General features: G+C 63.5%; 33 protein-coding genes. 28 read left to right on the top strand and 5 right to left on the bottom strand.

Features of this window, described 5'->3' with window-relative positions:
* The 23 genes from HTUR_RS10955 to HTUR_RS11065 all read left to right on the top strand — a co-directional run bounded on the left by HTUR_RS10955 (position 1) and on the right by HTUR_RS11065 (position 13,438).
* Positions 1-723 carry a 50S ribosomal protein L2 gene (locus HTUR_RS10955; RefSeq protein ID WP_012943390.1) on the top strand — a complete coding sequence of 241 codons (723 nt, stop codon included), beginning with the start codon at positions 1-3 and terminating at the stop codon, positions 721-723.
* Complete coding sequence (locus HTUR_RS10960) at positions 720-1,142, top strand: 30S ribosomal protein S19 (protein WP_008894891.1); 423 nt, start codon at positions 720-722, stop codon at positions 1,140-1,142. Before HTUR_RS10955 ends, HTUR_RS10960 begins: the two co-directional genes overlap by 4 nt.
* Before the next feature lie 7 nt (positions 1,143-1,149).
* A complete protein-coding gene (locus HTUR_RS10965; RefSeq protein ID WP_008894890.1) occupies positions 1,150-1,629 on the top strand; it encodes a 50S ribosomal protein L22 in 480 nt (159 codons plus the stop codon).
* On the top strand, positions 1,629-2,582 hold the full coding sequence (locus tag HTUR_RS10970) for a 30S ribosomal protein S3 (protein ID WP_012943391.1): 954 nt from the start codon (positions 1,629-1,631) through the stop codon (positions 2,580-2,582). Before HTUR_RS10965 ends, HTUR_RS10970 begins: the two co-directional genes overlap by 1 nt.
* Positions 2,582-2,806, top strand: coding sequence for a 50S ribosomal protein L29 (gene rpmC, locus HTUR_RS10975; RefSeq protein ID WP_012943392.1), 225 nt, complete (start codon positions 2,582-2,584; stop codon positions 2,804-2,806). Before HTUR_RS10970 ends, rpmC begins: the two co-directional genes overlap by 1 nt.
* Positions 2,807-2,815: 9 nt before the next feature.
* A complete protein-coding gene (locus tag HTUR_RS10980; RefSeq protein ID WP_012943393.1) occupies positions 2,816-3,280 on the top strand; it encodes a ribonuclease P protein component 1 in 465 nt (154 codons plus the stop codon).
* The gene (locus tag HTUR_RS10985) at positions 3,271-3,705 is read left to right on the top strand and encodes a 30S ribosomal protein S17 (RefSeq protein WP_012943394.1); all 435 of its coding nucleotides are present in this window, start codon (positions 3,271-3,273) and stop codon (positions 3,703-3,705) included. The genes HTUR_RS10980 and HTUR_RS10985 overlap by 10 nt, the downstream gene beginning before the upstream one ends.
* Complete coding sequence (locus HTUR_RS10990; RefSeq protein ID WP_008894885.1) at positions 3,705-4,103, top strand: 50S ribosomal protein L14; 399 nt, start codon at positions 3,705-3,707, stop codon at positions 4,101-4,103. The genes HTUR_RS10985 and HTUR_RS10990 overlap by 1 nt, the downstream gene beginning before the upstream one ends.
* Positions 4,104-4,105: 2 nt before the next feature.
* A complete protein-coding gene (gene rplX, locus HTUR_RS10995) occupies positions 4,106-4,462 on the top strand; it encodes a 50S ribosomal protein L24 (protein WP_012943395.1) in 357 nt (118 codons plus the stop codon).
* A complete protein-coding gene (locus HTUR_RS11000; RefSeq protein ID WP_012943396.1) occupies positions 4,459-5,160 on the top strand; it encodes a 30S ribosomal protein S4e in 702 nt (233 codons plus the stop codon). Before rplX ends, HTUR_RS11000 begins: the two co-directional genes overlap by 4 nt.
* Positions 5,157-5,696, top strand: a complete 540-nt coding sequence (locus HTUR_RS11005; RefSeq protein ID WP_012943397.1) for a 50S ribosomal protein L5 — start codon at positions 5,157-5,159, stop codon at positions 5,694-5,696. Before HTUR_RS11000 ends, HTUR_RS11005 begins: the two co-directional genes overlap by 4 nt.
* Positions 5,689-5,883 (top strand): 30S ribosomal protein S14, encoded by a 195-nt coding sequence (locus HTUR_RS11010; RefSeq protein ID WP_008894881.1) that lies wholly within the window; start codon positions 5,689-5,691, stop codon positions 5,881-5,883. The genes HTUR_RS11005 and HTUR_RS11010 overlap by 8 nt, the downstream gene beginning before the upstream one ends.
* A gap of 1 nt (position 5,884) precedes the next feature.
* Positions 5,885-6,277: a 30S ribosomal protein S8 gene (locus tag HTUR_RS11015; protein WP_012943398.1), complete on the top strand. Its 393-nt coding sequence runs from the start codon at positions 5,885-5,887 to the stop codon at positions 6,275-6,277.
* A 2-nt stretch (positions 6,278-6,279) separates the two neighbouring features.
* Positions 6,280-6,813 carry a 50S ribosomal protein L6 gene (locus HTUR_RS11020; RefSeq protein WP_012943399.1) on the top strand — a complete coding sequence of 178 codons (534 nt, stop codon included), beginning with the start codon at positions 6,280-6,282 and terminating at the stop codon, positions 6,811-6,813.
* 3 nt (positions 6,814-6,816) lie between these two features.
* Entirely contained in the window at positions 6,817-7,527 is a 711-nt protein-coding gene (locus HTUR_RS11025; RefSeq protein ID WP_012943400.1) for a 50S ribosomal protein L32e, read from the top strand.
* The gene (locus HTUR_RS11030; protein WP_012943401.1) at positions 7,520-7,969 is read left to right on the top strand and encodes a 50S ribosomal protein L19e; all 450 of its coding nucleotides are present in this window, start codon (positions 7,520-7,522) and stop codon (positions 7,967-7,969) included. The genes HTUR_RS11025 and HTUR_RS11030 overlap by 8 nt, the downstream gene beginning before the upstream one ends.
* Positions 7,969-8,517, top strand: a complete 549-nt coding sequence (locus HTUR_RS11035; RefSeq protein WP_012943402.1) for a 50S ribosomal protein L18 — start codon at positions 7,969-7,971, stop codon at positions 8,515-8,517. The genes HTUR_RS11030 and HTUR_RS11035 overlap by 1 nt, the downstream gene beginning before the upstream one ends.
* Complete coding sequence (locus HTUR_RS11040; protein ID WP_012943403.1) at positions 8,514-9,170, top strand: 30S ribosomal protein S5; 657 nt, start codon at positions 8,514-8,516, stop codon at positions 9,168-9,170. The genes HTUR_RS11035 and HTUR_RS11040 overlap by 4 nt, the downstream gene beginning before the upstream one ends.
* A complete protein-coding gene (locus HTUR_RS11045) occupies positions 9,170-9,637 on the top strand; it encodes a 50S ribosomal protein L30 (RefSeq protein WP_012943404.1) in 468 nt (155 codons plus the stop codon). Before HTUR_RS11040 ends, HTUR_RS11045 begins: the two co-directional genes overlap by 1 nt.
* Before the next feature lie 2 nt (positions 9,638-9,639).
* Positions 9,640-10,140 carry an uL15m family ribosomal protein gene (locus HTUR_RS11050; RefSeq protein WP_012943405.1) on the top strand — a complete coding sequence of 167 codons (501 nt, stop codon included), beginning with the start codon at positions 9,640-9,642 and terminating at the stop codon, positions 10,138-10,140.
* Between the two features lie 3 nt (positions 10,141-10,143).
* Positions 10,144-11,646, top strand: a complete 1,503-nt coding sequence (gene secY, locus HTUR_RS11055; RefSeq protein WP_012943406.1) for a preprotein translocase subunit SecY — start codon at positions 10,144-10,146, stop codon at positions 11,644-11,646.
* A 221-nt stretch (positions 11,647-11,867) separates the two neighbouring features.
* Positions 11,868-13,037 carry a thiolase family protein gene (locus HTUR_RS11060; RefSeq protein WP_012943407.1) on the top strand — a complete coding sequence of 390 codons (1,170 nt, stop codon included), beginning with the start codon at positions 11,868-11,870 and terminating at the stop codon, positions 13,035-13,037.
* The gene (locus HTUR_RS11065) at positions 13,034-13,438 is read left to right on the top strand and encodes a hypothetical protein (RefSeq protein WP_012943408.1); all 405 of its coding nucleotides are present in this window, start codon (positions 13,034-13,036) and stop codon (positions 13,436-13,438) included. Before HTUR_RS11060 ends, HTUR_RS11065 begins: the two co-directional genes overlap by 4 nt.
* Positions 13,439-13,580: 142 nt before the next feature.
* Here HTUR_RS11065 and HTUR_RS11070 read toward each other — a convergent pair whose 3' ends face one another.
* Entirely contained in the window at positions 13,581-13,844 is a 264-nt protein-coding gene (locus tag HTUR_RS11070) for a cytochrome C oxidase subunit IV family protein (protein WP_012943409.1), read from the bottom strand.
* Between the two features lie 116 nt (positions 13,845-13,960).
* On the opposite strand from HTUR_RS11070, the gene HTUR_RS11075 reads away from it, so the two are divergent.
* The 3 genes from HTUR_RS11075 (at position 13,961) to HTUR_RS11085 (ending at position 17,599) form a co-directional block, all read left to right on the top strand.
* Positions 13,961-15,391, top strand: coding sequence for a hypothetical protein (locus HTUR_RS11075; protein WP_012943410.1), 1,431 nt, complete (start codon positions 13,961-13,963; stop codon positions 15,389-15,391).
* Positions 15,392-15,489: 98 nt separating this feature from the next.
* Positions 15,490-15,807, top strand: a complete 318-nt coding sequence (locus HTUR_RS11080; RefSeq protein ID WP_012943411.1) for a DUF7410 domain-containing protein — start codon at positions 15,490-15,492, stop codon at positions 15,805-15,807.
* Between the two features lie 103 nt (positions 15,808-15,910).
* The gene (locus tag HTUR_RS11085; RefSeq protein ID WP_049941700.1) at positions 15,911-17,599 is read left to right on the top strand and encodes a S8 family serine peptidase; all 1,689 of its coding nucleotides are present in this window, start codon (positions 15,911-15,913) and stop codon (positions 17,597-17,599) included.
* Positions 17,600-17,844: 245 nt separating this feature from the next.
* On the opposite strand, the gene HTUR_RS11090 is transcribed toward HTUR_RS11085, so the two are convergent.
* Both HTUR_RS11090 and coxB read right to left on the bottom strand, forming a co-directional pair.
* A complete protein-coding gene (locus HTUR_RS11090; protein WP_012943413.1) occupies positions 17,845-20,322 on the bottom strand; it encodes a cbb3-type cytochrome c oxidase subunit I in 2,478 nt (825 codons plus the stop codon).
* Positions 20,319-21,308 carry a cytochrome c oxidase subunit II gene (coxB, locus tag HTUR_RS11095; protein WP_012943414.1) on the bottom strand — a complete coding sequence of 330 codons (990 nt, stop codon included), beginning with the start codon at positions 21,306-21,308 and terminating at the stop codon, positions 20,319-20,321. The genes HTUR_RS11090 and coxB overlap by 4 nt, the downstream gene beginning before the upstream one ends.
* Before the next feature lie 433 nt (positions 21,309-21,741).
* Between coxB and HTUR_RS11100 the strand changes: the two genes are divergently transcribed.
* A complete protein-coding gene (locus tag HTUR_RS11100; RefSeq protein WP_012943415.1) occupies positions 21,742-22,032 on the top strand; it encodes an amphi-Trp domain-containing protein in 291 nt (96 codons plus the stop codon).
* Between the two features lie 47 nt (positions 22,033-22,079).
* Here the strand turns inward: HTUR_RS11100 and HTUR_RS11105 are convergent, their stop codons facing one another.
* On the bottom strand, positions 22,080-22,502 hold the full coding sequence (locus HTUR_RS11105) for a hypothetical protein (protein WP_012943416.1): 423 nt from the start codon (positions 22,500-22,502) through the stop codon (positions 22,080-22,082).
* 59 nt (positions 22,503-22,561) lie between these two features.
* Between HTUR_RS11105 and HTUR_RS11110 the strand changes: the two genes are divergently transcribed.
* Positions 22,562-23,209 (top strand): adenylate kinase, encoded by a 648-nt coding sequence (locus HTUR_RS11110; protein ID WP_012943417.1) that lies wholly within the window; start codon positions 22,562-22,564, stop codon positions 23,207-23,209.
* Positions 23,210-23,221: 12 nt separating this feature from the next.
* On the opposite strand, the gene HTUR_RS11115 is transcribed toward HTUR_RS11110, so the two are convergent.
* Positions 23,222-24,709 carry a DUF7289 family protein gene (locus HTUR_RS11115; RefSeq protein ID WP_012943418.1) on the bottom strand — a complete coding sequence of 496 codons (1,488 nt, stop codon included), beginning with the start codon at positions 24,707-24,709 and terminating at the stop codon, positions 23,222-23,224.
* Positions 24,710-24,732 lie beyond the last annotated feature (23 nt).

A 24,732-nucleotide genomic window follows, 5' to 3' on the forward strand; every position in this document is an offset into this window, starting at 1 on the left:
ATGGGACGACGCATTCAAGGACAGCGACGTGGCCGCGGGACCTCGACGTTCCGCGCCCCCTCGCACCGCTACAAGGCGAAACTCGATCACAAGAAGCCCGAGGACGACGACGTCGTTCGCGGGACGGTCGTGGACATTGAACACGACCCCGCGCGGTCGGCGCCCGTCGCCGCCGTCGAGTTCGAGGACGGCGAACAGCGCCTGATCCTCGTTCCCGAGGGCATCTCCGTCGGCGAGGAGATTCAGGTCGGCGTCTCCGCGGAGATCAAGCCCGGCAACACGCTGCCGCTCGCGGAGATCCCCGAAGGGGTTCCGGTCTGTAACGTCGAGGCCAACCAGGGCGACGGCGGTCGATTCGCCCGCGCTTCGGGGACCAACGCGGACCTGATCACCCACGACCGCAACGCTGCGGTCATCCAGCTTCCCAGCGGCGAGGTCAAGCGCCTCGATCCGCAGTGTCGAGCCACCATCGGCGTCGTCGCCGGCGGGGGCCGCACGGAGAAGCCGATGGTCAAGGCAGGGAACAAGCACCACAAAATGAAAGCTCGGGGCACCAAGTGGCCCCGCGTCCGCGGTGTCGCGATGAACGCCGTCGACCACCCGTTCGGTGGCGGCGGCCGACAGCACCCCGGCAAACCCAAGTCCGTCTCGCGGGACGCCCCGCCGGGACGGAAGGTGGGTGACATCTCCTCGCGTCGTACCGGCCGAGGTGGAAACAAATGAGTCAGGAGTACCGAACCGGCCGCGAAGGTGAGTTCACCTACCGCGGTCACACGCTCGAGGAGCTGCAGGCGATGGAGCTCGAGGAAGTCGCGGAACTGCTCCCCGCTCGCCAGCGGCGAAGTATCGAACGCGGTCTCTCCGTCGAGAAGCAGAAGCTGCTCGAGGAGGCCCGCGAGAAAGAAGAGGAGGAGACGGCGAACGCGCCGATCCGAACGCACCTGCGGGATATGCCGATCCTGCCGGAGTTCGTCGGGCTGACCTTCGAGGTCTACACCGGCCAGGCGTTCGAGCGCGTCCGCGTCGAGCCCGAGATGATCGGACACTATCTCGGCGAGTTCCAGCTGACCCGCACGTCCGTCGAGCACGGACAGGCCGGGATCGGCGCGACTCGATCCTCGAAGTTCGTCCCACTGAAGTGATCATCGTATGGGAATCAACTACTCAGTCGACGCGGACCCGGACAAGACCGCGAAAGCGATGCTCCGGGAGCGTCACATGAGCAACAAGCACAGCAAGGAGGTCGCTCGCGCGATCAAGGGTCGCACCGTCGAGGAGGCCCAGGAGTATCTCCAAAGCGTCATCGACGAAGAGCAGTCGGTTCCGTTCAAGTCCCACAACGCCGGTGCCGGTCACCGATCGGACATCGACGGCTGGGACGCCGGCAAGTACCCCGAGAAGGTCTCGGGGGAGTTCCTCGACCTCCTCGAGAACGTCGAGGCCAACGCCGACCACCAGGGATTCGACGGCGCCTCGATGGAGATCGTCCACGTCGCCGCCCACAAGGTCGGCGAGTCCGTCGGCCGCAAGCCCCGTGCGATGGGGCGGGCGTCCTCGTGGAACACGCCGGAGGTCGACGTCGAGATCGTCGTCGAAGAAGTCGACGAAACAACGGAGGACGATAGCTAATGGCTGACGAACACCAATTCATCGAGAACGGCCTGCAGCGGTCCCAGATCGACGAGTTCTTCCAGGAAGAGCTCGGCCGCGCGGGCTACGGTGGCATGGACGTCGCCAAGACGCCGATGGGAACCCAGATCGTCCTCAAGGCCGAGAAGCCCGGGATGGTCATCGGCAAAGGTGGCGAGAACATCCGGAAGGTCACGACGGCCCTCGAGGAGAAGTTCAACCTCGAGGACCCCCAGATCGACGTCCAGGAGGTCGACGAACCTGACCTCAACGCACGGATCGTCGCGGACCGACTGGCCAACGCACTCGAGCGGGGCTGGTACTTCCGGAAGGCCGGTCACACGACGATCGACCGGATCATGGAAGCCGGCGCACTCGGCGCCGAGATCGTCCTCTCCGGGAAGGTCACCGGCGCCCGATCGCGCGTCGAGAAGTTCAACCGCGGCTACATCAAGCACAACGGCGAGCCCGCCGAAGAGGTCGTCGACCACGGCCAGGGCGTCGCGGTCATGAAGCTCGGCACCATCGGTGTCGACGTCAAGATCATCCCGCCGGGAGCCGAGCTCCCCGACGACTTCGAGATCCACGAAGAGATGGACCCCGAGGAACTCGTCCCCGATGCCGTCGAGGCCAACGAGGCCGAGGGCGTCGAGGAACTCCTCGAGGGCGAACCCGAGGACGCCGAGGCCAGCGCCGAAGGCGCCGAAGCCTCGGCCGACGAAGCCGCCGAGACCGAACCCGAGATCGACGAGGAATCCGTCGAGGAAGTCATCGAGGAAGAGGTCGCCGGCGAGGACGAGGAAGACGTCGAGGTCCCCGACGAGTCGCCGATTGAAGAGGACCTGGACGAACTCGAAGAGGACGTCGAAGCCGAGGCCGAGGAACTCGTCGCCGAGATGGACGAGGAAGAGGCCGACGCTGACGCGGACGAAGACGAGGGAGGTGACGCCTGATGGCGATCCTCCACGTCGAAGAGATCCGCGACATGACGCCCGCCGAACGCGAAGAGGAGCTCGAGGAACTCGAGACCGAACTGCTGAACCAGAAGTCCGTCCTCGCCGCCGGTGGCGCCCCGGAGAATCCGGGCCGCATCGGCGAGCTCGGTCGCACCATCGCGCGGATCAAGACGATCCAGCGTGAAGAGGGCGACCTCGAGGGCGAAGCGGACGACGAATAACGACACACAATGGCACTGACACCCGAGACACTGCCGCGACACGAACTCAACGGACTCCCCGTGCGAGTCGTCGAGAGCGACGACTCCTCGCGGGTGGGTCTGGAGGGTCGAGTCGTCATCGAGACGACTAACACCCTCTCCATAGAAATCCGTGAGAGCGGCGAGTCTCGGGTAGTGATGGTGCCGAAATCGGGCTCGACGTTCGAGTTCGCGATCACAGATGACGCCGCCGACCTCGAGAAGGGGTCGGGGACCGCGTCCAAACTGGCCAACACTCAACCTGTGGAGACCGAGCAATCGGACACCGCAGACGGAGCTGTCGGTGATACCGACAGCTGTCGTGGCGATGGTCCCTCGCGAGACCACCGCCACGCTGCTGGCGAGGACGTGGCCTACGTTACGGTCGATGGATCGCGACTGCTCTCACGACCCGCCCGACGCACGGAAACGAATGGTGACTCACCATGGCAATAGGACTAGACGTTGAAACCCCTCCGGAACCAGAAAACCCGGAGGAATACGACTACGAGAAGTGTCCGTTCTACGGCGACCTTCCCGTTCGAGGGCAGATCCTCGAGGGAACCGTCGTCTCGACGGACATGGACAAGACCGTAGTCGTCGAACGAGAGTACGACGTAGCGGTTCCGAAGTACGACCGCTACATGAAGCGACGCTCGCGCATCCCGGCTCACGTGCCGGGCGTGCTCGAGCCGCTCTCGGTCGGTGACACGGTCAAGATCGCAGAGACCCGACCACTGTCGAAGACCAAATCGCACGTGGTCGTCGAAGTAACCAAAGAAGCGACCGCGGAGGACGTCGCCGACCTCACCGGCCAGGCCGAACCTGAGCCGGAGCTGTCGGCCGAGGACTTCGCGGGCGACGACGAGGGTGATCAGTGATGGAGGCGATGAAAGCCGACGTCACCCAGGGTCTGAAGAAGGGATCCCTGATCACGTGCGCCGACAACACTGGCGCGCGTGAACTGAAGGTCATCAGCGTCTCGGGCTACCACGGCACCAAGAACCGCCAGCCGAAGGCGGGACTCGGTGACAAGGTGACCGTCTCGGTCACGAAGGGTACCCCCGAGATGCGCCGCCAGGTCCTCGAGGCAGTGATCGTCCGCCAGCGGAAGTCGATCCGCCGGCCCGACGGCACCCGCCTCAAGTTCGAGGACAACGCGGCCGTCATCATCGACGAGAACGAGGAGCCCCGCGGGACGGAGATCAAGGGGCCGATCGCCCGCGAAGTCGCAGAACGCTTCGGAGCAATCGCCTCTACGGCGACGATGATCGTATAGATATGAGCGAACAACCATCCAAACAGCGAAATCAGACGGAGCGTGCACCGCTGCACAAGCGACAGAAGCAGCTCCACGCGACGCTGTCCGACGAGCTCCGAGAGGAGTACGACACCCGTCGAACCCGCGTCAACGCGGGCGACACGGTCGAGGTCCTGCGCGGCGACCACGCCGGCGACGAAGGCGAGGTCCTGCGCGCGATCCTCGAGGACGGAACGATTCACGTCGAAGACGTGACGGTCGAGACGGCCGACGGCGAAGAGGTGCCGCGACCGCTCGACCCGTCGAACGTCCGTATCACGGAGCTCGACCTCGAGGACGAGCGTCGCGAGGCACGCCTCGAAGGTGATAGCGAATGACGAAACACCAGAAACGACTGTCAGTACCGAAGTCCTGGCCGGTCGAACGCAAGACGGAGACGTTCACGGTCAAGGCCGGCGCCGGCCCGCACGGCGAAGAGGGCGTTCCCCTCGTCGTCTTGCTGCGGGACGTCCTCGGCTACGTCGACTCGAAGAAGGAAGCGCGATACGCCCTGAGCGAGGACGCGATCCTCGTCAACGGGGAGCCGATCAACGACGAGAAGCGACCGATCGGCATCTTCGACATCGTCGCGTTCCCCGGTCGTGAGGAGTACTTCCGCGTCTTCCCCGACGAGGGCGGTCGGCTCGCGCTGACCGAGATCGACGAGGACGCCGCCGGAAGCCGCCTCGGCAAGATCGAGGGCAAGCAGCAGGTCCCCGGCGGGGACACGCAGCTGACCCTCCACGACGGGACCAACGTCCTCGTCGAGGACGGCAGCGAGTACGACACGACCGACTCGATCGTCGTCGACAACGACGACAAATCGATCGTCGCCCACTTCCCGTTCGAGGAGGGCGCGCTCGTGACGGCCGTCCGTGGCAACCACGGCGGCAAGATCGGCGAGATCGACGCGATCGACATCACGCCGGGCAGCGGTCCGAACACCGTCGGCGTCTCGACGGACGACGACGGGTTCGAGACGATTCAGGAGTACATCGTCGTGATCGACGAGAACTTCACGGGTGATGACGAATGAGCGAAGCTGACGCCGGCGAGTTCCACGAGATGCGCGAACCGCGCGTCGAGAAGGTCGTCGTCCACATGGGCGTCGGTCAGGGCGGTCGAGAACTCGGCAAGGCCGAGGACATCATCGAAGAGGTCACGGGTCAGGAGAGCGTCCGGACCCAGGCGAAACGGACCGAACCCGACTTCGGCATTCGCCAGGGCGACCCGATCGGCACGAAGGTTACCCTTCGCGACGACGACGCCTACGACTTCCTCGAGACGGCACTGCCGCTCGCGAACATCTCGGCTAAACAGTTCGACGACACGGGCAACTTCAGCTTCGGCGTCGAGGAACACACCGAGTTCCCGAGCCAGGAGTACGACCCGAACGTCGGGATCTACGGGCTGGACGTCACCGTCAACATGGTGCGCCCGGGCTACCGCGTCTCCAAGCGCGACAAAGCCACCCGCTCGATCCCGTCGCGACACCGACTGACCCCCGAGGACGCCATCGCGTTCCTCGAGGCGAACTTCGACGTGACCGTCGAGGAGGCAGACGATGAGTGAAAGCGAAACCGAAAGCGACGTAGAAAACGAGCGCACGGGCGAGCACGCCGCAAAGCGCACGGGGCAGGAAGAGGCCTGCCAGCGCTGTGGTCGCAAGCAGGGGTTGGTCGGCAAGTACGACATCAACCTCTGTCGGCAGTGCTTCCGTGAGATCGCTCGCGACATGGGATTCAAGAAGTATCGATAACATGACTGGAAACGATCCACTCAGTAACGCGCTCTCGGGGCTCGACAACGCCGAGAGCGTGGGACATCTCACCCACGAGGTAACGCCCGCCTCGAACGAGATCGGCAGCGTGCTCGAGGTCTTCTACGACCGCGGGTACATCGACGGCTTCGAGTACGTCGACGACGGTAAAGCCGGTCAGTTCGAGGTCGAATTGAAAGGAGCGATCAACGAGTGTGGCCCCGTCAAGCCCCGCTACAGCGCCGGTGCCGAGGACTTCGAGAAGTGGGAGAAGCGCTATCTCCCCGCTCGAGACTTCGGTGCGCTCGTCGTCACGACGAGCAGTGGCATCATGAGCCACTACGAGGCGCGTGAGCAGGGAATCGGCGGCCAGGTGATCGCATACGTCTACTAACAATGCGAGTTGAACTGGAAACCCCTGACAACGTAACCGTCGAGATCGACCACCTCGACGTAACCGTCGAGGGACCGGAGGGGAGCGTCACGCGACGCCTCTGGTACCCCGACGTGACCGTCGACGTCGAAGGCGACAGCGTGGTTATCGAAAGCGAGTCCGAGGACGCGAAGACGAACGCGACCGTCGGCACCTTCGAGAGCCACCTCACCAACGCCTTCCACGGCGTGACCGAGGGCTGGGAGTACAAGATGGAAGTCTTCTACTCTCACTTCCCGATGCAGGTCCGCGTGGAGGGCGACGAGGTCGTCATCGAGAACTTCCTCGGCGAAAAGGCAGCGCGACGAACGACTATCCACGGTGACACCGAAGTCTCCGTCGACGACGAGGCGCTGACGCTCTCCGGTCCGAACAAGGAGGACGTCGGCCAGACGGCGGCAGACATCGAGCAGCTGACACGCGTCAGCGGCAAGGACACCCGCGTCTTCCAGGACGGGGTCTACATCACCGAGAAACCCGCGACCGGAGGTGCCTGATAGATGGCAGACGAAGAACCACAGGAACTCGAGGACATCAGCGGCGTCGGCGCGAGCAAGGCCGACGCGCTGCGCGATGCCGGTTTCGAGTCCATCGAGGACATCAAAGAGGCCGACCAGGACGACCTGGCCGAGGCCGAGGGCATCGGGAACGCACTCGCTGCACGTATCAAGGCCGACGTCGGTGACCTCGAGGTCACCGAGGAGACCGAGGCCGAGATCGAAGACGAGGGCGCCGAGGAAGAAGAGCCGGAGGAGGACGTCGAAACGGAGCTGCAGCCCCGTGGGCTGACCGAGAAGACGCCCGATCTCTCCGAGGAAGAACAACGGCTGCTCAACCGCCGCAAGAGCGAGGGCAAGCCGCAGTTCAACCGACAGGACTACCACAAGAAAAAGCGGACGCCCGAATCCTGGCGTCGACCCCGCGGCCAGCTATCGAAGCAGCGCCGCGGCATCAAGGGCAAGGGTCCGAAGGTCCAGGCCGGCTACCGCACGCCGAAGACCGTTCGGGGCAAACACCCCAGCGGCTTCGAGGAAGTCTACGTCGAGAACACGGACGACCTCGAGGGCGTCGACGGCGACACCGAGGCGGTCCGAATCTCCTCCTCGGTCGGCGCGCGCAAGCGCGAACGGATCGAGGAACAGGCCGAGGAGCAGGGCGTTCGCGTCCTGAACCCGACCTACGAGGAAGTCGAGGTGGAATCCAATGACTGATCTCTCCGCACAGAAGCGACTCGCAGCCGACGTCCTGGACGTCGGAGAGAACCGCGTCTGGCTCGACCCCGAAGCCCAGAGCGACATCGCCGAAGCGATCACTCGCGACGAAATCCGCGAACTCGTCGACGAGGGTCGCATTCAGGCCGACGACGCCAAGGGCAACTCCCGCGGCCGCGCTCGAGAACGCAACGAGAAGCGCGCCTACGGCCACCGCAAGGGCCCGGGCAAGCGCCGCGGCAAGAAGGGCGCCCGCCAGAACGAGAAGGAAGAGTGGCAGGACAAGATTCGCGCACAGCGACGGAAGCTGCGTGACCTCCGCGACAAGGGCGAACTTACGCCCACGCAGTACCGCGAGCTCTACAAGAAGGCTGGCGGCGGGGAGTTCCGTAGCGTCCGGTACCTGATGAACTACATCGACGAAAACTACGGTGACCAATAATGGCGACAGGACCACGATACAAAGTTCCGATGCGGCGTCGCCGTGAGGTCCGGACGGACTACCATCAGAGGTTGCGCCTGCTGAAATCGGGCAAACCGCGCCTCGTCGCTCGCAAGAGCAACAAGCACACTACGGCGCAGCTGATAACCCCCGGACCACAGGGCGACGAGACGCTCGCGAGCGCACACTCGAGCGATCTCGAGGAGTACGGTTGGGAAGCCCCCACGAGTAACATTTCCGCGGCGTACCTGACCGGCCTGCTGGCCGGCCAGCGAGCCGTCGAGGCCGGCGTCGAGGAAGCGGTACTCGACATCGGTCTCAACACCGCGACACCCGGCAACAAGGTGTTCGCGGTGCAGGAGGGGGCCATCGACGCCGGCCTCGAGATCCCGCACAACGACAGCGTGCTCGCGGACTGGTCGCGTACCCGCGGCGAACACATCGCCGAGTACGCCGAGCAGCGAGACGAGCCGCTCTACAGCGGCGATTTCGACGCAACGGACCTACCAGAACACTTCGACGAGGTACGAGAGGCGATTCTCGAATGAGTGGAAACAACTACAACGACAGCGGATGGGAACCCGTCACCCGTCTCGGTCGGATGGTCCAAGAGGGCGACATCGACACGATGGACGACGCCCTCGCCTCGGGTCTCCCGCTGAAGGAGCCCGAGATCGTCGACCAGCTCCTGCCGGGACTGGACGACGAGGTGCTGGACATCAACATGGTCCAGCGCATGACCGACTCCGGACGCCGCGTGAAGTTCCGATGTGTCGTCGTCGTGGGCAACCGCGACGGCTACGTCGGCTACGCGGAAGGCCGAGACGATCAGGTCGGCTCCGCCATCCAGAAGGCGATCGGTATCGCGAAGCTGAACATGATCAAGGTTCCCCGCGGCTCCGGGTCGTGGGAGGATCGTTCGGACCGGCCCCACTCGCTGACTCGACGGACGACCGGCAAGGCCGGCTCCGTCGAGGTCGAGGTCATTCCCGCCCCCGAAGGGCTGGGCCTGGCCGCCAGCGACACGGTTCGACACGTCCTCGAGCTGGCCGGCATCGAGAACGCCTGGACCAAGAGCCACGGCAACACTCGAACGACGGTCAACCTCGCGAAAGCGACGTTCAACGCACTCGAGAACGCGTCCCAGTCGCGCCACCCGCGACGGCGTCCCAACCGAGAGGAAGCCGAGGTGGGTGAGTAATGAAGGCTGTCGTGCAGGTACGCGGTGAGGTGAACCGCCAGGAAGACGTCGAGGACACGCTGCAGATGCTCAACATCCACAGCGTCAACCACTGTGCACTCGTCCCCGAGACCGACACCTACACGGGGATGATCCACAAGGTCAACGACTACGTCGCACACGGCGAACCCGACGCCGAGGTGCTCGAGACCGTGCTCGAAAAGCGCGCCGAGCCCCTCGAGGGTCGACAGTCCGACGTCGACGAGGAGTGGCTGGCCGACAACACCGACTACGATGACTTCGGTGCACTGGCCGACGCGCTGCTCGCCGAGGAGACGACGCTTCGCGAGCAGGGGCTGTCGCCGACGCTGCGACTCCACCCCCCGCGTGGCGGCCACGAGGGAATCAAGAAACCGACGGCCGAGGGCGGCCAACTCGGAAAGCATACAACGGGTCAGATTAACGACCTGCTAGAATCGATGCGATAACCATGACGAGTAAAAAACGACGCCAACGCGGATCGCGCACCCACAGCGGTGGTTCCCACAAGAACCGACGCGGTGCGGGCCACCGCGGTGGCCGCGGCCGTGCCGGACGCAGCAAACACGAATTCCACAACTACGAACCGAAGGGGAAACACGGCTTCAAGCGCCCCCACGACATCCGCGAAGAGGTCGCGGAGATCGACGTCCAGAAACTCGACGAGGACGCGATCCTCTACGTCGCCGAGGGGCAGGCCGAAGAGACCGACGACGGCTACGCGATCGACGCACGCGATGTCGTCGAGGACGGCCACGAGGTCGACAAGGTGAAAGTCCTCGGTTCGGGCCAGGTCCGCAACGCCCTCGAGGTGACGGCGGACGCCTTCTCGGATGCAGCCGAGGAGAAACTCGAGGCCGCCGGCGGCGAGGCGCTGCTGACGGAACGAGCGCAGGACGACGCCGAGGACGACTCCGAAGCGGACGCTGACGCTGAACAGGACGAGGAATAACATATGGGATGGAAGGAAGCCGCCGAACCGGTCTTGACGCGGATGCCCACAGTGCGCCGTCCAGAGGGACACGTTCCCTTCAAGCGCAAGCTCATGTGGTCGGCCGGCATCCTCGTGTTGTACTTCTTCCTGACGAACATCGCCCTGCTCGGGGTCCAAACCGGAGGCGCCAACGACCTCTTCGGTCAGTTCCGTTCCGTGCTGGCCGGCGAGATGGGCTCGATCCTGCAGGTCGGTATCGGACCGATCGTCACCGCGAGCATCGTCTTGCAGTTGCTCGGTGGAGCGAACCTGCTCGGGCTCGATACCGACGACCCCCGAGATCAGGTGCTCTACCAGGGGCTGCAGAAGCTGCTCGTCGTCATCATGACGGCGCTGACCGCGCTCCCGATGGTGTTCGCCGGCGACTTCCTTCCGGCTATGCAGTCGCTGAGTCTCGGCGGTCTCGAATTCAATCAGACGCAGGTCCAGGTGCTGATCTTCGCCCAAATCTTCGCCGGCGGGATTCTCCTGCTGTACATGGACGAAGTCGTCAGCAAATGGGGCGTCGGTAGCGGGATCGGCCTGTTCATCATCGCCAGCGTGAGCCAGAGCCTCGTCACCGGGTTCCTGCAGCCGACCCAGGGCGGGTTCTTCTACAACTGGTACCTGATCTTCACCGGTGAAATTCAGGTCGGTTCGCTGGTCTCCAGCGACGGGCTGATGACGCTGCTGGTCACCGACCAGGGCGGACAGCTCATCGCGCTGCTGACGACGCTGCTGATCTTCGGGATCGTCGTCTACGCGGAGTCCGTGCGGGTCGAGATCCCGCTCAGTCACGCCCGCGTCAAGGGTGCTCGCGGTCGCTTCCCCGTGAAGCTCATCTACGCGAGCGTCCTGCCGATGATCCTCGTTCGCGCGCTGCAGGCGAACGTGCAGTTCATCGGACAGATCCTCGCCACGCAAGGTGGCGCTAACGGCGAAGGGCCGATCCAGCTGTTCGGCCAGGAACTCGCGTGGCTCGGCACGTACTCCAACGGCCAGCCTGTTAGCGGGTTCTTCTACTACGTCGCGCCGATCTACTCGCCACAGGACTGGATGTGGTTCATGGGAGGCGTCACGCAAGACGCCTGGCAGGTGTTGATCCGGATGTCCATCGACGTGACGTTCATGGTCGTCGGCGGCGCAGTGTTCGCTATCTTCTGGGTCGAGACGACCAACATGGGCCCCGAGGCCACCGCGAAACAGATCCAGAACTCCGGGATGCAGATCCCCGGTTTCCGACAGAACGTCGGCGTCATCGAGAAGGTCATGGAGCGGTACATCCCGCAGGTGACCGTTATCGGCGGCGCACTGGTCGGCCTGCTGGCCGTCTGGGCGAACATGCTCGGTACCATCGGCGGCGTCTCCGGGACCGGCCTGCTGCTGGCCGTCTCCATCACCTACAAGCTCTACGAAGAGATCGCTGAAGAGCAGATGATGGAGATGCACCCGATGATGCGCGAGATGTTCGGCGGCGGCGACTAACGGACTCCATTTCTTCTCGCTGTTCGTCAACTCACCAGCGACGGCGCTCGAGTCAATGCGGTTCGCACGCCCCGAGTGCCAGCGTTCCGCCTCGAGGTGATTGTCGGCAGAGCAGTCGGTTCGATCGGTACCGAAACGGCAGTAAATAGCTGCCGAGGCGTCTCACCTGTTGTCGCAAGGCCGTGTTTTTACACCGAACTTCGTCTTACTCGGTTCACGGGATGACAACAGCGCAAGATGTAGCAATCATCGGCGCATCGATGACGAAGTTCGGGCAACGCGAGGATGAGTGGGTGCTCGACCTCCTCGCGGAAGCCGGCCTGAAGTGTCTCGCGGACGCGGGTGCCGACGCCGGCGACGTCGACCACCTGTACGTCTCGAACATGGCCAGCGGCGAGTTCGAGGGGATGACGGGCGTGATGAACGCCCTCGCTCACGACCTCGGCGCGATGCCGGCGTACACGCAGCGGATCGATCAGACGAGTTCCAGCGGCGGCGCGGGCATCTACGCCGCCTGGCAGTCGATCGCCAGCGGCGCCAGCGACGTGACCCTGCTCGTCGGCGGGGAGAAGATGACCCATCGGACGACCGGCGAGTCGACCGACATCATCGCCTCGGTCACTCACCCCGCCGAGTACAAACACGGCGTCACGCTGCCCTCCTTCGCCGGGCTAACGGCACGCAACTACCTCGAGCGGTTCGACGCGCCCCGAGAGAGCCTCGCGTGGGTCGCCGCCAAAAACCACAAGAACGGCGTCGATAACCCTCACGCGCAGTTCCAAAAAGAAGTCGACGTCGAGACGATCCTCGAGTCGCCGATCATCGCGGATCCGCTGCGGCTGTACGACTTCTGTCCGGTCACCGACGGCTCGGCGGCCCTCCTGCTCTGTTCCGAGGAGACGGCCCAGGAGTACACGGACGACTACGTCGTCATTGCGGGCGTCGACGGCGCCACCGACACCCACGTCGTCCACGAGCGGGAGGATCCAACCGTGATGGGCGGCGTCGTCGAGAGCGGCAAGGGCGCCTACGAGATGAGCGGCTACGGTCCCGACGACATCGACGTCGCCGAACTCCACGACATGTTCACTATCCTCGAGTTCCTCCAGATGGAGGGGCTGGGCTTCGCCGAACAGGGCGAAGCCTGGAAACTCATCGAGGAGGGGTACACCGAGCGCGACACGGGCGAACTGCCGATCAACACCTCGGGCGGACTCAAGTCGAAGGGCCACCCGCTGGGTGCCAGCGGGATCGCACAGGGCGTCGAGATCTACGAACAGCTCGTCGGCGAGGCCGGCCCGCGGCAGGTCGACGCCGACGTCGGCCTCTGCTGCAATGTCGGCGGCTTCGGCAACTGCGTTATCACCACCATCATGGAGGCAACACAATGAGCATGGACGCCTACGAGTACGAGGACGGCTCGATCAGCTACCCCGGTCACCCGCGCAGTCGCGGCGGCGCGGAGCCCGTCGGAACGATCGATCTCAGCGAGTACACCGGTGAAGTCGTCACCTGGACGACGAGCACGGCGACGCCGCCCGGCGTCCGCGAACCGAACACGCTCGCCGTCGTCGAATTCGACGTTAGCGAGGCGTCTGACGTCGCCTCGAGTAGTCGGACGCAGTCCGGCGACGGCGAGTCGGTCCGCGCGATCGGTCAGGTGACGACCGACGATATCGAGACCGGCGACGAAGTCGAACCCGTCTACGTCGAGGAACTCCGCGAACCCGGCGCCGGCATCCGCGAACCGGAGAGTCAGGACTGGGACGGCTACCGATTCGAACCGGTCTGAGGACCGGCGTTCCTCGAGGATTTAGAGAACACGCATGGCTCGAGACGATCGAAGCTGAATGGATCTCGAGCCGAACAGAATTAAACGCTGATAGCGGACGATACTGGGATTCCAGGACCGTCGTCGGTAACGGCGAACGCGATTACTGGATGGAGTAGCCCGCCGCGATGGTCAGCAGGAAGACCATGAATACGGCGGTGGCCATCATGTAGCTGATCGACCGCGGCTCTTCCTTCAGGTGTTGGAAGTAGCCGGCGATCAGTCCGACCTTGATGATCGCCAGAATGATCGTTCCGATCAGCGCCATCTGGTAGCTGAACGCGTCGAAGTGGAAGAAGACGAACTTCCCCGTAGCCAGCGCCACCAGTGCGATGTATATGAGGGTGTACGTCCGAATATCAGCCATTGGTGTACAATGCGGATGACGGCCACTTATACCTTCCTCAAACGATCGACGGCGGCGAGTCACGGTCCCCTTTCGACGTAGCTTCGCAGCCGGTTCTCGAGGGAAGCGACACGTAGATGGGAGCCCAGTCCAACTGGTTACTAATGAGTGAACGTTCGGTGTTCGCCCGCCGGGTCGGGATCGCCTGTGCGCTCGCAGTACTGGCCGTCGGCGCCGGCGCCGGCGTCGTCGCGGCGAGTAACGTCGCGGCGGGACTCGGGGGCAGCCGGGGAGATACGTCGGTGCCGACGTGGCTGTACCTCGCGACCGGCGGCGGCGTCATCGGCGCGTCGGCGGTGCTGACGATGCTCGTGACCGACCGGCGGACCATCGGCCGGTACCACGACGATACGCTCTCCCTGCCGCTCGAGCGGCTCCGAACGGCCGGGTCGTTGCTCCTGGGAACGATCGGCGTCGGAGCGCTCGCGTTCGTCATCGTCGTCGGACTCTTCGGGCCGCCGAACGGCAGTTTCAGCGCGGCCGTGCTGGTGACGTTCGTCGGCGGCCGTGCGCTGTTGACGCTCTTCACGTACGCCGTCGGTAACCCGTGGCCCGTGCTCAACCCGTGGCGCCGAATTGCGACTGTGCTCCCCAACGGCTACGCGACGTATCCCGACCGGCTCGGATCCTGGCCCGCCGTCGGCGCGTTGCTCGCGCTCGTCTGGGTCGAGCTCGTCGCGCCCCTGAGTAGCTCGCCGCGCGCGCTCGTGGCCGTCGTGGTCGCCTACTCGACGTTCACGATCGGTGGTGCGGTCGCCTTTACCCCCGAGATATGGTTTCGGAAGGGAGATCCGCTCTCGGTCTGGTTCCGGCTCTACGGCGCCGTCGCACCGATCCAGCGGACCGACGACGGCCTCGAGTTGCGGTATCCTGGCTCGAGGCTGGGCGAGGACGACGTGGTGACCGACGTCTCCCTGGTCGCGTTCGTGCTCGCGTTGGTCTGGGAGCTGACCTACAGCGGCTTCGTCGTGACCGCCCCCGGCGCCCGAACGGTCGAGGCGCTGGTCGGACTCGGCTTCCCGCCGCGGCTCGTCTACCTCGTGTTGTTGCTGGCCGGGTTCGGCGTCTTCTGGGCGGTCTACTGGTTCGCCGCGGAACGCACTCGGGAGCGCGCCGAGACGTACCTCTCGCGGCGATACCTCGGACTCCGGTTCGCGGCGCCGCTGCTCGCGATCGCCGCGGGCTATCACTTCGCCCACTACGCCGGTTTCTCGATCTCGCTGTGGCCGTCGCTGATCGACACCGTCGCCGCGCCGCTGAACCCGCCCGAGAACCCGACGGAGTACGCCCTGACGTCGTGGTTCGGCTACGTCGAAATCGCCGGAATCCTGATCGGCCACATCCTCGCGGTCTGGCTCTCTCACACCGTCTCGTTCGACCTGTTCCCCGGCAAACTGCAGGCGATCCGGAGTCAGTACCCCTTCATCGTCGTCATGGTCTTCTTTACGATGATCAGCCTGTATCTGGTCTCGGTACCCGGTGCGGAAGCGGTGTACGTGCCGAGCTAAGCGGTCTCGTCTCCGACGCGTCCCACAGCGATCGCGCTCCACGCCGTATCGAACACCGGTAGACACTTCTTCGCGTGCTCCCAACGCGAGGCCAACGAATGACCGCCGGGCAACTCACCGACGTCGATCTGCACCCCGAGCCGGTGACGGAGTACGAGTACGACGTTCCGAGCGACGAGGAGCCCGAAACGACTTGTCCCTACTGCGGGCGACCGTTTCGCGTCCAGCGGTACGCGACGTACCATCTCGACGTCGCCCACCCCGACGAACTGAGCGACGAGGAACGGGCGGCCGTCGAGGACGTCCGCGACGACGAGGAGCACGAACTCTTCACGTTCCACGTCAAGGCGGCCGTCTCCGTCTTCCTCACGTATTTCCTGTTCACCTTCATCTACGCGCTCGTCTGGGCCGGCTGACCGATTCAAACGCTGACTCACGACGTCGTCCGCCGATCGGTCCGATTCGAAGACAGTCGGTTCTCCAGAACATTGTTATTCGACGGCTGCCTCTGACGGTATCATGGCGCCTTCTCTCCCGGACTCGAGTCCGGGCTCCGATCGGCTTCGATCCGTCGTTCTCGTCTGTCTGGTACTGACGATGACGCTCTCGGCACCCGTTCTCGCCAGTGGTGGCGCTCTCGCCGGCGGTGTCGGCGCGTCGTCGGTCGACGGACACGCCGGCAACGAGACGACGGCCGACGAGTCGATCAGAATCGACGACTCCCTCGAGTCGTCCGACGGGACGGTCGAGATCGTGGTTCGACTCGAGGAGCCGGCAGTTCCCGACGCGGTCCCGACCGACGATGCCGACGCGCACCTCGCGGACCACGCCGAAGAGAGCCAGGAACCGCTGCTCGACTACGCCGACCGAACCGCGGGGATCAGCGTCGAGACCGAGTTCTGGGTGGCCAACGCCGTGTTGCTCACCGTCGACACCGAGCGGGTCGACCTCGAGACGTTCGCTCGGTTCCCCGCGGTCGAGGCGGTCCACGAGAACTTCGAACTCTCCATCCCCGAGCGGCCGCCGTCGAATGCGACCGCACTGGGGGCGACGAACGGAGGGGAATCCACGACAACAGACGTCACCACGACCGCTACCGATCCGCAACCGACCGCTGGACTCGAGTTACTGAACGCGCCCGCCGTCTGGGAGGAGTACGGAACGCGGGGCGAGGGGGTCCGCGTCGCCGTCCTCGATACCGGAATCGACGCGACGCACCCGGACCTCGACCTCTACACCGACGATCCGTCGGATCCGACGTACCCGGGCGGCTGGGCCGAGTTCGACGGCAACGGGAACCGCATCGAAGGATCGACGCCCTACGATTCCGGAACGCACGGCACGCACGTCAGCGGCACCATCGCCGGCGGAACCGCGAGCGGCGCTCGAATCGGCGTCGCTCCGGAGGCGGAGCTGCTCCACGGGCTCGTCCTGCGCGAGACCAGCGGCTCGTTCGCACAGATCGTCGCCGGCATGGAGTGGGCGCTCGCGTCCGAGGCCGACGTAATCAGTATGAGCCTCGGATCGAACGGCAGACACGACGCGTTGATCGATCCGGTTCGAAACGCCAGGGACAGCGGCGCCGTCGTCGTCGCGGCGGTCGGAAACGAGGGCGTCGAGACGTCAAACTCGCCCGGGAACGTCTACGACGCCGTCAGCGTCGGCGCCGTCGACGAGAGCGGTGTCGTCCCCGCGTTTTCCGACGGCGAACGGATCAACCGATCCGAATGGCAAACGTCGCTGCAATCGTGGCCGTCGTCGTACACCGCTCCCGACGTCGTGGCCCCAGGCGTCCGGGTTACGAGCACCGTTCCCGGCGGCTATCAGTCGCTGCCGGGGACGTCGATGGCGACCCCGCACGTCTCCGGAGCGGTCGCCTTGCTCCGCTCGATCGATCCGACTGCAACGCCCGACGACCTCAAGGACGCGCTGTACGGGACGGCCTGGATACCCGAGACGGCACAGGCACGGTCGGAGACGGAGATCCGCTACGGCCACGGGATCGTCGACGCTGAGACGGCGGCGGACGCGCTCGTCGCGAGCGATCGGCGCCCCGTCAGAACGACCGCCGGCGAATCCGCGGAGACGCCCACCGATGAGACGTCGGCGGGGCTCGTTACACACTTCGGCGGTGTGGTGATCGTCGTCGTCACGGTCGGCCTCTGGACCCTCCGTTCCGGGTTCTCGTTCCCTCGCGATGACCCGTGATCGCGCCGATCGGTTTCGGCTGACGGTCCGACGGCGGCGAGAACTGTGACACCCTGGCTCCGCTCACTCGAGTGACAGCCCTTGCTGGTATGCTGAACGCTTCCTTCCTTCGGCCGCAGTCGAACGGAGACGAGACGGCCAATGACGAGATAGTGAACTGGGCGAGACGGTCGCCACTCGCGATGGTGATATCCGATTAGCGCCTCGAAAAAATCAACCGAATCGGGTAGCGGGCCGCGGAGCCGCTACATCAGGTAGAACAGTGGGAAGAGGAAGACCCAGACGATGTCGACGAAGTGCCAGTAGAGCCCGAAGAACTCCACCGGTCGGTGGTCCTCGAGGTAGGCATCGACGGTGACGATCCGGTAGATCATGAACAGCGCGACGAGCACGCCGAGGATCACGTGGAGTGCGTGCAGCCCGGTCGTGACGAAGTAGATCGAGTAATCGATCCCGCTGAACCAGTAGTGACCGTCGGCGAACTTGCTGCTGTACTCGAAGGCCTTGACGCCCATGAAGACGAACGCCAACAGGACCGTCGCGACCATCGAGCCGAGCATGGCCTTCTTGTTCTGCCGCTCAGCGAAGGCCAGCGCAAGGATCACCGTGAAGCTCGAGGTGAGCAGGACGTAGGTGTTGAACAGCCCCGCCATGGTGATCGTATCGAGGTGCCAGTTACCCCAGCCGCTGTGGAGGCGCATGAAGACGTACGCCCCGATCGCGCCGCCGAAGACGACGACGTCAGACGCCAGGAAGACCCAGACGCCGAGTTTCGTGTTGCCGACGCCGCCGAACGGCCAGCGTTCGGCGACCGCCATCTCGGGCACGTTGAACTCCTCGACGCCGAACTTGAACAGCGTGACACCGAGAATTCCGACGCCGAGAAGCGACAGAATCGGATACGTGATACTCGGTTCGGCCGCGGCGCTGGCGAGGTGTTCCGGCGGGTGCTCGGTTCCCTGAATGAATTCGTGGACGTACGGCGTCATTCCGGACAGACCGAGGAAGAGGACGAACGTGCCGATCCCGATGCCGAAGGGCCAGATGCTGGCGTGGTCGGCGTGTTCCTCGTGGGTCGTGTCCGCGGCCGTTGCTTCGCCATGTCCGGTCGCAACGCCGCCGTCGGTCGCCGCCGCGGCGTCGTCGACGAACTCGAGGCGGCCGCTGGCGTAGCTTGGCCGGTCGGTCCAGTTCTCTAGCGGCGGCGGCGAGGGGATCGCCCACTCGGCGGTGCGGGAGTACTCCCATGGGTTGTCGGGTGCGTCGGGACCCGTGAGCAGACTCTTCCCGAGCGTGAAGAACATGATCAGGAACGACGCGCCGAGGACGAAGGCCCCGACGGTCGCCGCCTGGTGGTAGATCTGTGCACCCTCGCTGTAGTGGAAGACGCGTCGCGGCGTCTCCCAGGCGAGGAACATCGGGAAGTACAGCAGGTTGAACCCGATGAAGTAGACCGCGAAGTTGAGCTTTCCGAGGGCCTCGGAGTACATCTTCCCGGTGATCTTCGGCCACCAGTAGTAGATCCCGGCGACCAGCGCGGTGACGCCCGAGACCATCACGTAGTGGAAGTGAGCGACGACCCAGTAGGTGCCCCGGAACTCGTAATCCAGCACGACGGCGCCGAGGAAGACCCCAGTGATACCGCCGAGGATGAACAGGACGAGTGCCCCGAGACTGAACAGGAACGGCGTGGTAAACCGCACGCGTCCCTTGACCATCGTGTAGATCAGCGCGAAGACCATCAGGTCGAACGGCAGCGAGATCCCGATCGTCGTCGCCATGAACAGCGTCTTGATCTCGAGGTTGATCGCCGTCAGGAACATGTGGTGCATCCAGACGAGGAACGACTGGACCGCGACGAGGACCATCGCGATGATGACCCACTTGCGGCCGACGAGTCGTCGTCCCGTGAACGTCTGGAACGTCTCGAACATGATCCCCAGCGCGGGGAAGAAGACGATGTACACCTCCGGATGCCCGAAGAACCAGAACAGGTGCGCCCACAGCAGACTCGAGCCCTGATCGGTCGCGAAGTACTGCGTGAGCATGATCCGATCGATCGAGAGCAACAGGAGCGCGGCCAGCAGCGCCGCGAACGCGAACAGCATCATCCAGATCGTCAGCAGCCACGACCAGGTGAACATCGGCATGTTCCACAGGCCGAGGCCCTCCGCGCGCGAGCGGTGGATCGTGACGAGGAAGTTCACCGTCCCGATCGTGATCGAGATGACGAACAGCAAGAGCGCGAGCACCGTCGCGTTCCCGCCGGCCGTCGCCTCCATTACCGTGTTGAACGACGGCACGTTCAACGGCGCGTACATCGTCCAGCCGCCGGCGAACGCTCGGCCCTGGAAGAAGGAGACGCCCATCAGAACGCCCGAGAACAGGTAGAACCAGTAACTCAGGGCGTTCAGTCGCGGGAACGCCAGATCCTTCGCGCCGATCTGGAGCGGGACGAAGTAGTTCGCGAACCCGGACGCGATCGGCGAGAGGAACCAGAAGACCATCAACAGCCCGTGGGCCGTGACGGCCTGGTTGAACTCGACGTTCTCGAGCAGTCCCGTTCCGCCGGGCACCCACAGGTGCGCACGGAAGAGCAGCGCGAGAACGCCGCCGAGCAGGAGGAAGAACAGGGACGTCGCGATATAGAGGATCCCGACGTCCTTGTGGTTGGTCGTCACTAGCCACCGCTTGACCGACGTCATCGGCGGTAGATCACTCATTCGCCGTCACCTCCATCGTCGCTCTCGTTGGTTCCGTTTCCATTATCCGATTCGTTGGCGCTTCCCACCGTGAAGGTCTCGCTCGAGGGACCACTGATATCGATCGTCTCCTCGATCGTCTCGTACTGGTCGTCCTCGAACGTGATCGTCACGTTGTACTCACCGCCCTGCTGGAGATCCTCGTGATCGAGACTGATCGTCCCGTTCTCGTCGAAATCGTCGGCGGTGTACGTGTGCACGAGGTCCTCCTCGTACTGGTCGTTCTGAGTGTGCTCGAGGGTCATCTCGTAGCCTTCGGTGACCGGCTCTTCGTTCTGGTCGACGATCTCGACGTCGAGCGTCAGTTGACCGTTGAGCCACTCGTTGAACGCCTCTTCTTCCATGACCTGCACGTTGCCGGTCATAGCCGTGTGTGACTCACCACAGAGTTCGAAACACTTAATTTCGTGTTCGCCGGGTTCGTCAGCCATGAACCACGTCTCGTCGTACTCACCCGGAATTGCGTCGGCTTTCACCCGTAAATCGGGTATGCCGAACGTGTGCCAGACGTCTCCTGACGTCGCCTCGATTGCGACCGGGTGATCAGCCGGAATGCGCATCGTACTGATCGATTCGACGCCGTTCGCGTACTCGAAGTACCAGGCGAAGCCCTGGCCGGTGACTTCGATTTCGACCGGCTCCTCGTCGAACTCGTCCTGGGGATCCTCGACGTACAGGAGCATCCCGTACGTCCAGATCACCAGCGAAATGACGATGACGGCGCTGATACCGAACGATAGGAACAGCTTCTTTCCACCCTTTCCACCTGTCGGTAGTTCCCCGAGCGTGGGCAGCGACTCGTCGTCTTTCGGCTCGCCGTCGTCTCGATACTTGTACGCGTTGTACAAGACATACGAGACCACGACGACGCCGACGAGCGTCCCGAGTCCGAGAAACACCAGGAAGATGTCACTGAACACGTCGACGCGTGTCTGCTGCAATGGCATCGGGGTCGTTAGTGCGCTGTAAATTGTGTTCACCTCGTTTGAAGACCGCTTATATGTCGGAGGATGATGGCCGGGTGCACTTATCTATTTGGAAACGGCCCGGTTGTCGCCGCTCTCCGGTCGTCCGTCCAGCGAATCCAATCGTCTCGTCTCCGTTGCATCGTGCCATCTCCTCTCAGTCCCTCAACATTCGGTTAGAGTCGAGGGTCTTTTTTCTGTCGTTGTCCGTCGAAATCGTGTTCTTGCGCGGACAGCTTATCGACCGATTTCCCGCTCGAGAGCGAACGTGTTCGGCCCTCAGACATCGTGGCCTGCCGTGACAAATTCCGCGGTCGGAGAACGGTCGCATATTGGCACTGATCGACGAACCGGTTCGTGCACGCGCGACCTGTACGTGCGGAATACTCTATAGCGTTCGAACCATAGGTCACCTATGCCGGAAGACGTCCTCTTCAAGTTCGAACGGCGGATGGATCGAACCGAGATCGCCGACTACCTGCGAACGGTTGCCGACAGCCTCGAGCGCGGCGAGCCGATCAATCTCGAGGCCGGCGGGGACTCGGTGACGATGACGCCGCCGTCGCGCCCCACCTTCGAGATCAAGGCCGAACGCGAGACCTCGAGCTCGGCGCCCGAGGGCCCGGGTGAACTCGGACTCGAGTTCGAACTCGAGTGGGAGGAAGGCGAGGATCGATCCGACGACGGAACGCTGACGATCGAGTAGCGATCGGGCCGACCGACGTGCGACGCGGGGACGCGACGAGCCCCGGATTAGAGGTCGACCACCCAGACCCGCACGTCTTCGGGGAGTTCGTACACGCGCTGGAAGATCGCGTCGAGACACTGGGCGATCCGGTTCGGGTCGGCCTTCGCGCTCACCCGAACGTTGACGCCCTCGGCGTCCTCCGGCCGATTGATCTCGTCGATCTTGAACGCCGGAAACTCTCCGAGGACGGATTTGAGTGTGTCCAGTTCGTCGTCCGTACAGTCGACGTTGATCGTGCCGTCGGCGAACTGGATCCAGGGGGCGCCGAGTTCCGAATCGGCCGTCTCGGCATCGTCACCCTCGCTCTCGAAGCCGGCCGCGTCGGCTTCGAAGGTCAGGAAGCCACGTCCGCGCTCGCGGTGGGCGGTGATAGCGTCGACGTACAGTTTTCGTCGGTCGGTCGCCTCCGTTGCGTCGAAACGGGTCATACCGGAACAGACGTGGTCGTTTCTTTAAGCCTTTATGTGACGCCGGTGAACGAGCGAATATGGCACAGCCACGAATTCTGATCCTGGGTGCGCCCGGGGCAGGCAAGGGAACTCAGAGTGCACGGATCACCGAGGAGTTCGACGTCGACCACATCACCACCGGCGACGCCCTCCGCGGGAACAAGGATATGGACATCTCCGATATGGACACGGAGTACGACACCCCGCGAGAGTACATGGATCGGGGCGAACTCGTCCCCGACGCGGTCGTCAACGCCATCGTCGAGGAAGCCCTCTCCCAGGCCGACGGCTTCGTCCTCGACGGCTACCCGCGGAACCTAGAGCAGGCCGAGGAACTCGAGGGGATGACCGATCTCGACCTCGCGCTCATGCTCGATGTCAGTCAGGAGGAACTGGTCGACCGACTCACCGGTCGCCGCGTCTGCTCGGAGTGTGGCACCAACTATCACGTCGAGTACGACCAGCCCGAAGAGGAGGGCGTCTGCGACGAGTGCGGCGGCGAACTGATCCAGCGCGACGACGACACCGAGGAGACCGTCCGCGAACGCCTCGAGGTCTACCGCGAGAACACCGAACCGGTCATTGAACACTATGAGGAACAGGGCGACCTCGAGCGCGTCGACGGCGAGCGAGCGCCCGACGAGGTCTGGGCGGACGTGAAGGCGACGATCGAAGACGCGGCCTAGGTCGGTCGGTAGTCAGTCGTTTTTGATCTCGATTTCGTATTCGGTGAGGTTGAGATAGGTCAACTGTGGCGCGGGTTCATATCCCTCAGGGATGACGTCGACCTCGGAGTCTTCTAATCCCGCCATCTCTACGTAGTTCGTGTTTGATTTGAAGTAGATCGAATTAGCGATGATCGCTCCCTCGAAGGTCATTCCGCCACCACCCTTGAAATTGATCTGATAATCTCCGTTGTCGGGATTGAATTTGTCGCTTGCTACGTAGAGCAGGCCGCGGAACGTGCTACTCGAGTCGTGAAAGTCTACACTAGACGTCGACGTACCGTACAGTTGAATGGTTTCGATGGGTGCGTCCTCACAGTCGCCGATCGGCTTCACGTCGTCGTGGAGCGAAAAGTCACCCGTTGCGTAGATGCTGAGTGTGTACTCTCCGTTACCACAACCAGAGACTGTTATTCCGTCGCCATCAGTCGTCACGCTGCCGTTAACGACGACAGTCGCGTTCTCATTCTGTAGGTCGAAATCGTACGAGCCGTCGAGTTCCTCGGCATAGTATTCACCGCCTGAGTTAGAACTCGTCGTGCTCAGATTCTCGGACGCATTCCCGTCGTACTCGGTTACCATCTGTTGGATGGTTTCGTCCAGCGGTGTGTACTCCGCTTCTTCGATATCATCAATTGGGTGACCATTACCGGTACCCGATTCGATGTTGTCTTCGCTCGGTACCGCTGCACCCGACGAGAAGGCATTGGTGACATCATTGTATCCGAGTCTCACTTTCACCGTCCCTTCTTCGTTCCCGCCACCGTAACACGGCTCCTGAAGGGTCGTATCGCCCGCTTGCTCTACGAAGTACTGCTGCCATCCACGACAGTACTCGCTGTGGATTTCGACGAACACGTGATCGTTCTGAATGTAATTAGTCGGTTCGCGATCGACGTTGGTCTGTTTGATCGTGATATCCCCGGAGTTGATCGTTTTGTCCTCGGTGAGTCCGAAGACGGAGAACGATAGCGTACTCGTCTCGTGATTGTAATCAATCCAGGGAGACGAAAGGACTCGCGTTTGTCTCCCCGTTTCGCGGAAGACGGCACCACCCTCGTACGCGATCTTCGTCCCGTCGTCGTCCTTGTACTCGATAGTCCCGATCGAACCGTTTGCGACTATCGTACTGTTTGTTTTGTTATAGTTCTGCGTCCAGACTTTATATGTCGCCGAGTCGTGGTGGGCGATCGCTCCCTGATCGCCAGCGTGTAATTCCATCGACTGCGAGACGTCTCCGGACCCCGCAGACGATGAGATGCTGTTGCTCAACTCGACGAAGGCCTGTTCGATTCGCTCCTGCTCGGACTGCTGTTCCGCATCGGTGATCGCGTCGCCGGCAACCAGAAAGATCCCGAGGCTTCCGGCTGCGACCATCCCGATCAACAACACGACCCCCATCAGCGTCGATTGGCCCCGCTCTCTCGATGTTGTCGTCCCGACCCCACGCGACGCACTCATATACCCTTAGTTGACTGTCACCC

Source organism: Haloterrigena turkmenica DSM 5511 (genome assembly GCF_000025325.1).
GTDB lineage: Archaea > Halobacteriota > Halobacteria > Halobacteriales > Natrialbaceae > Haloterrigena > Haloterrigena turkmenica.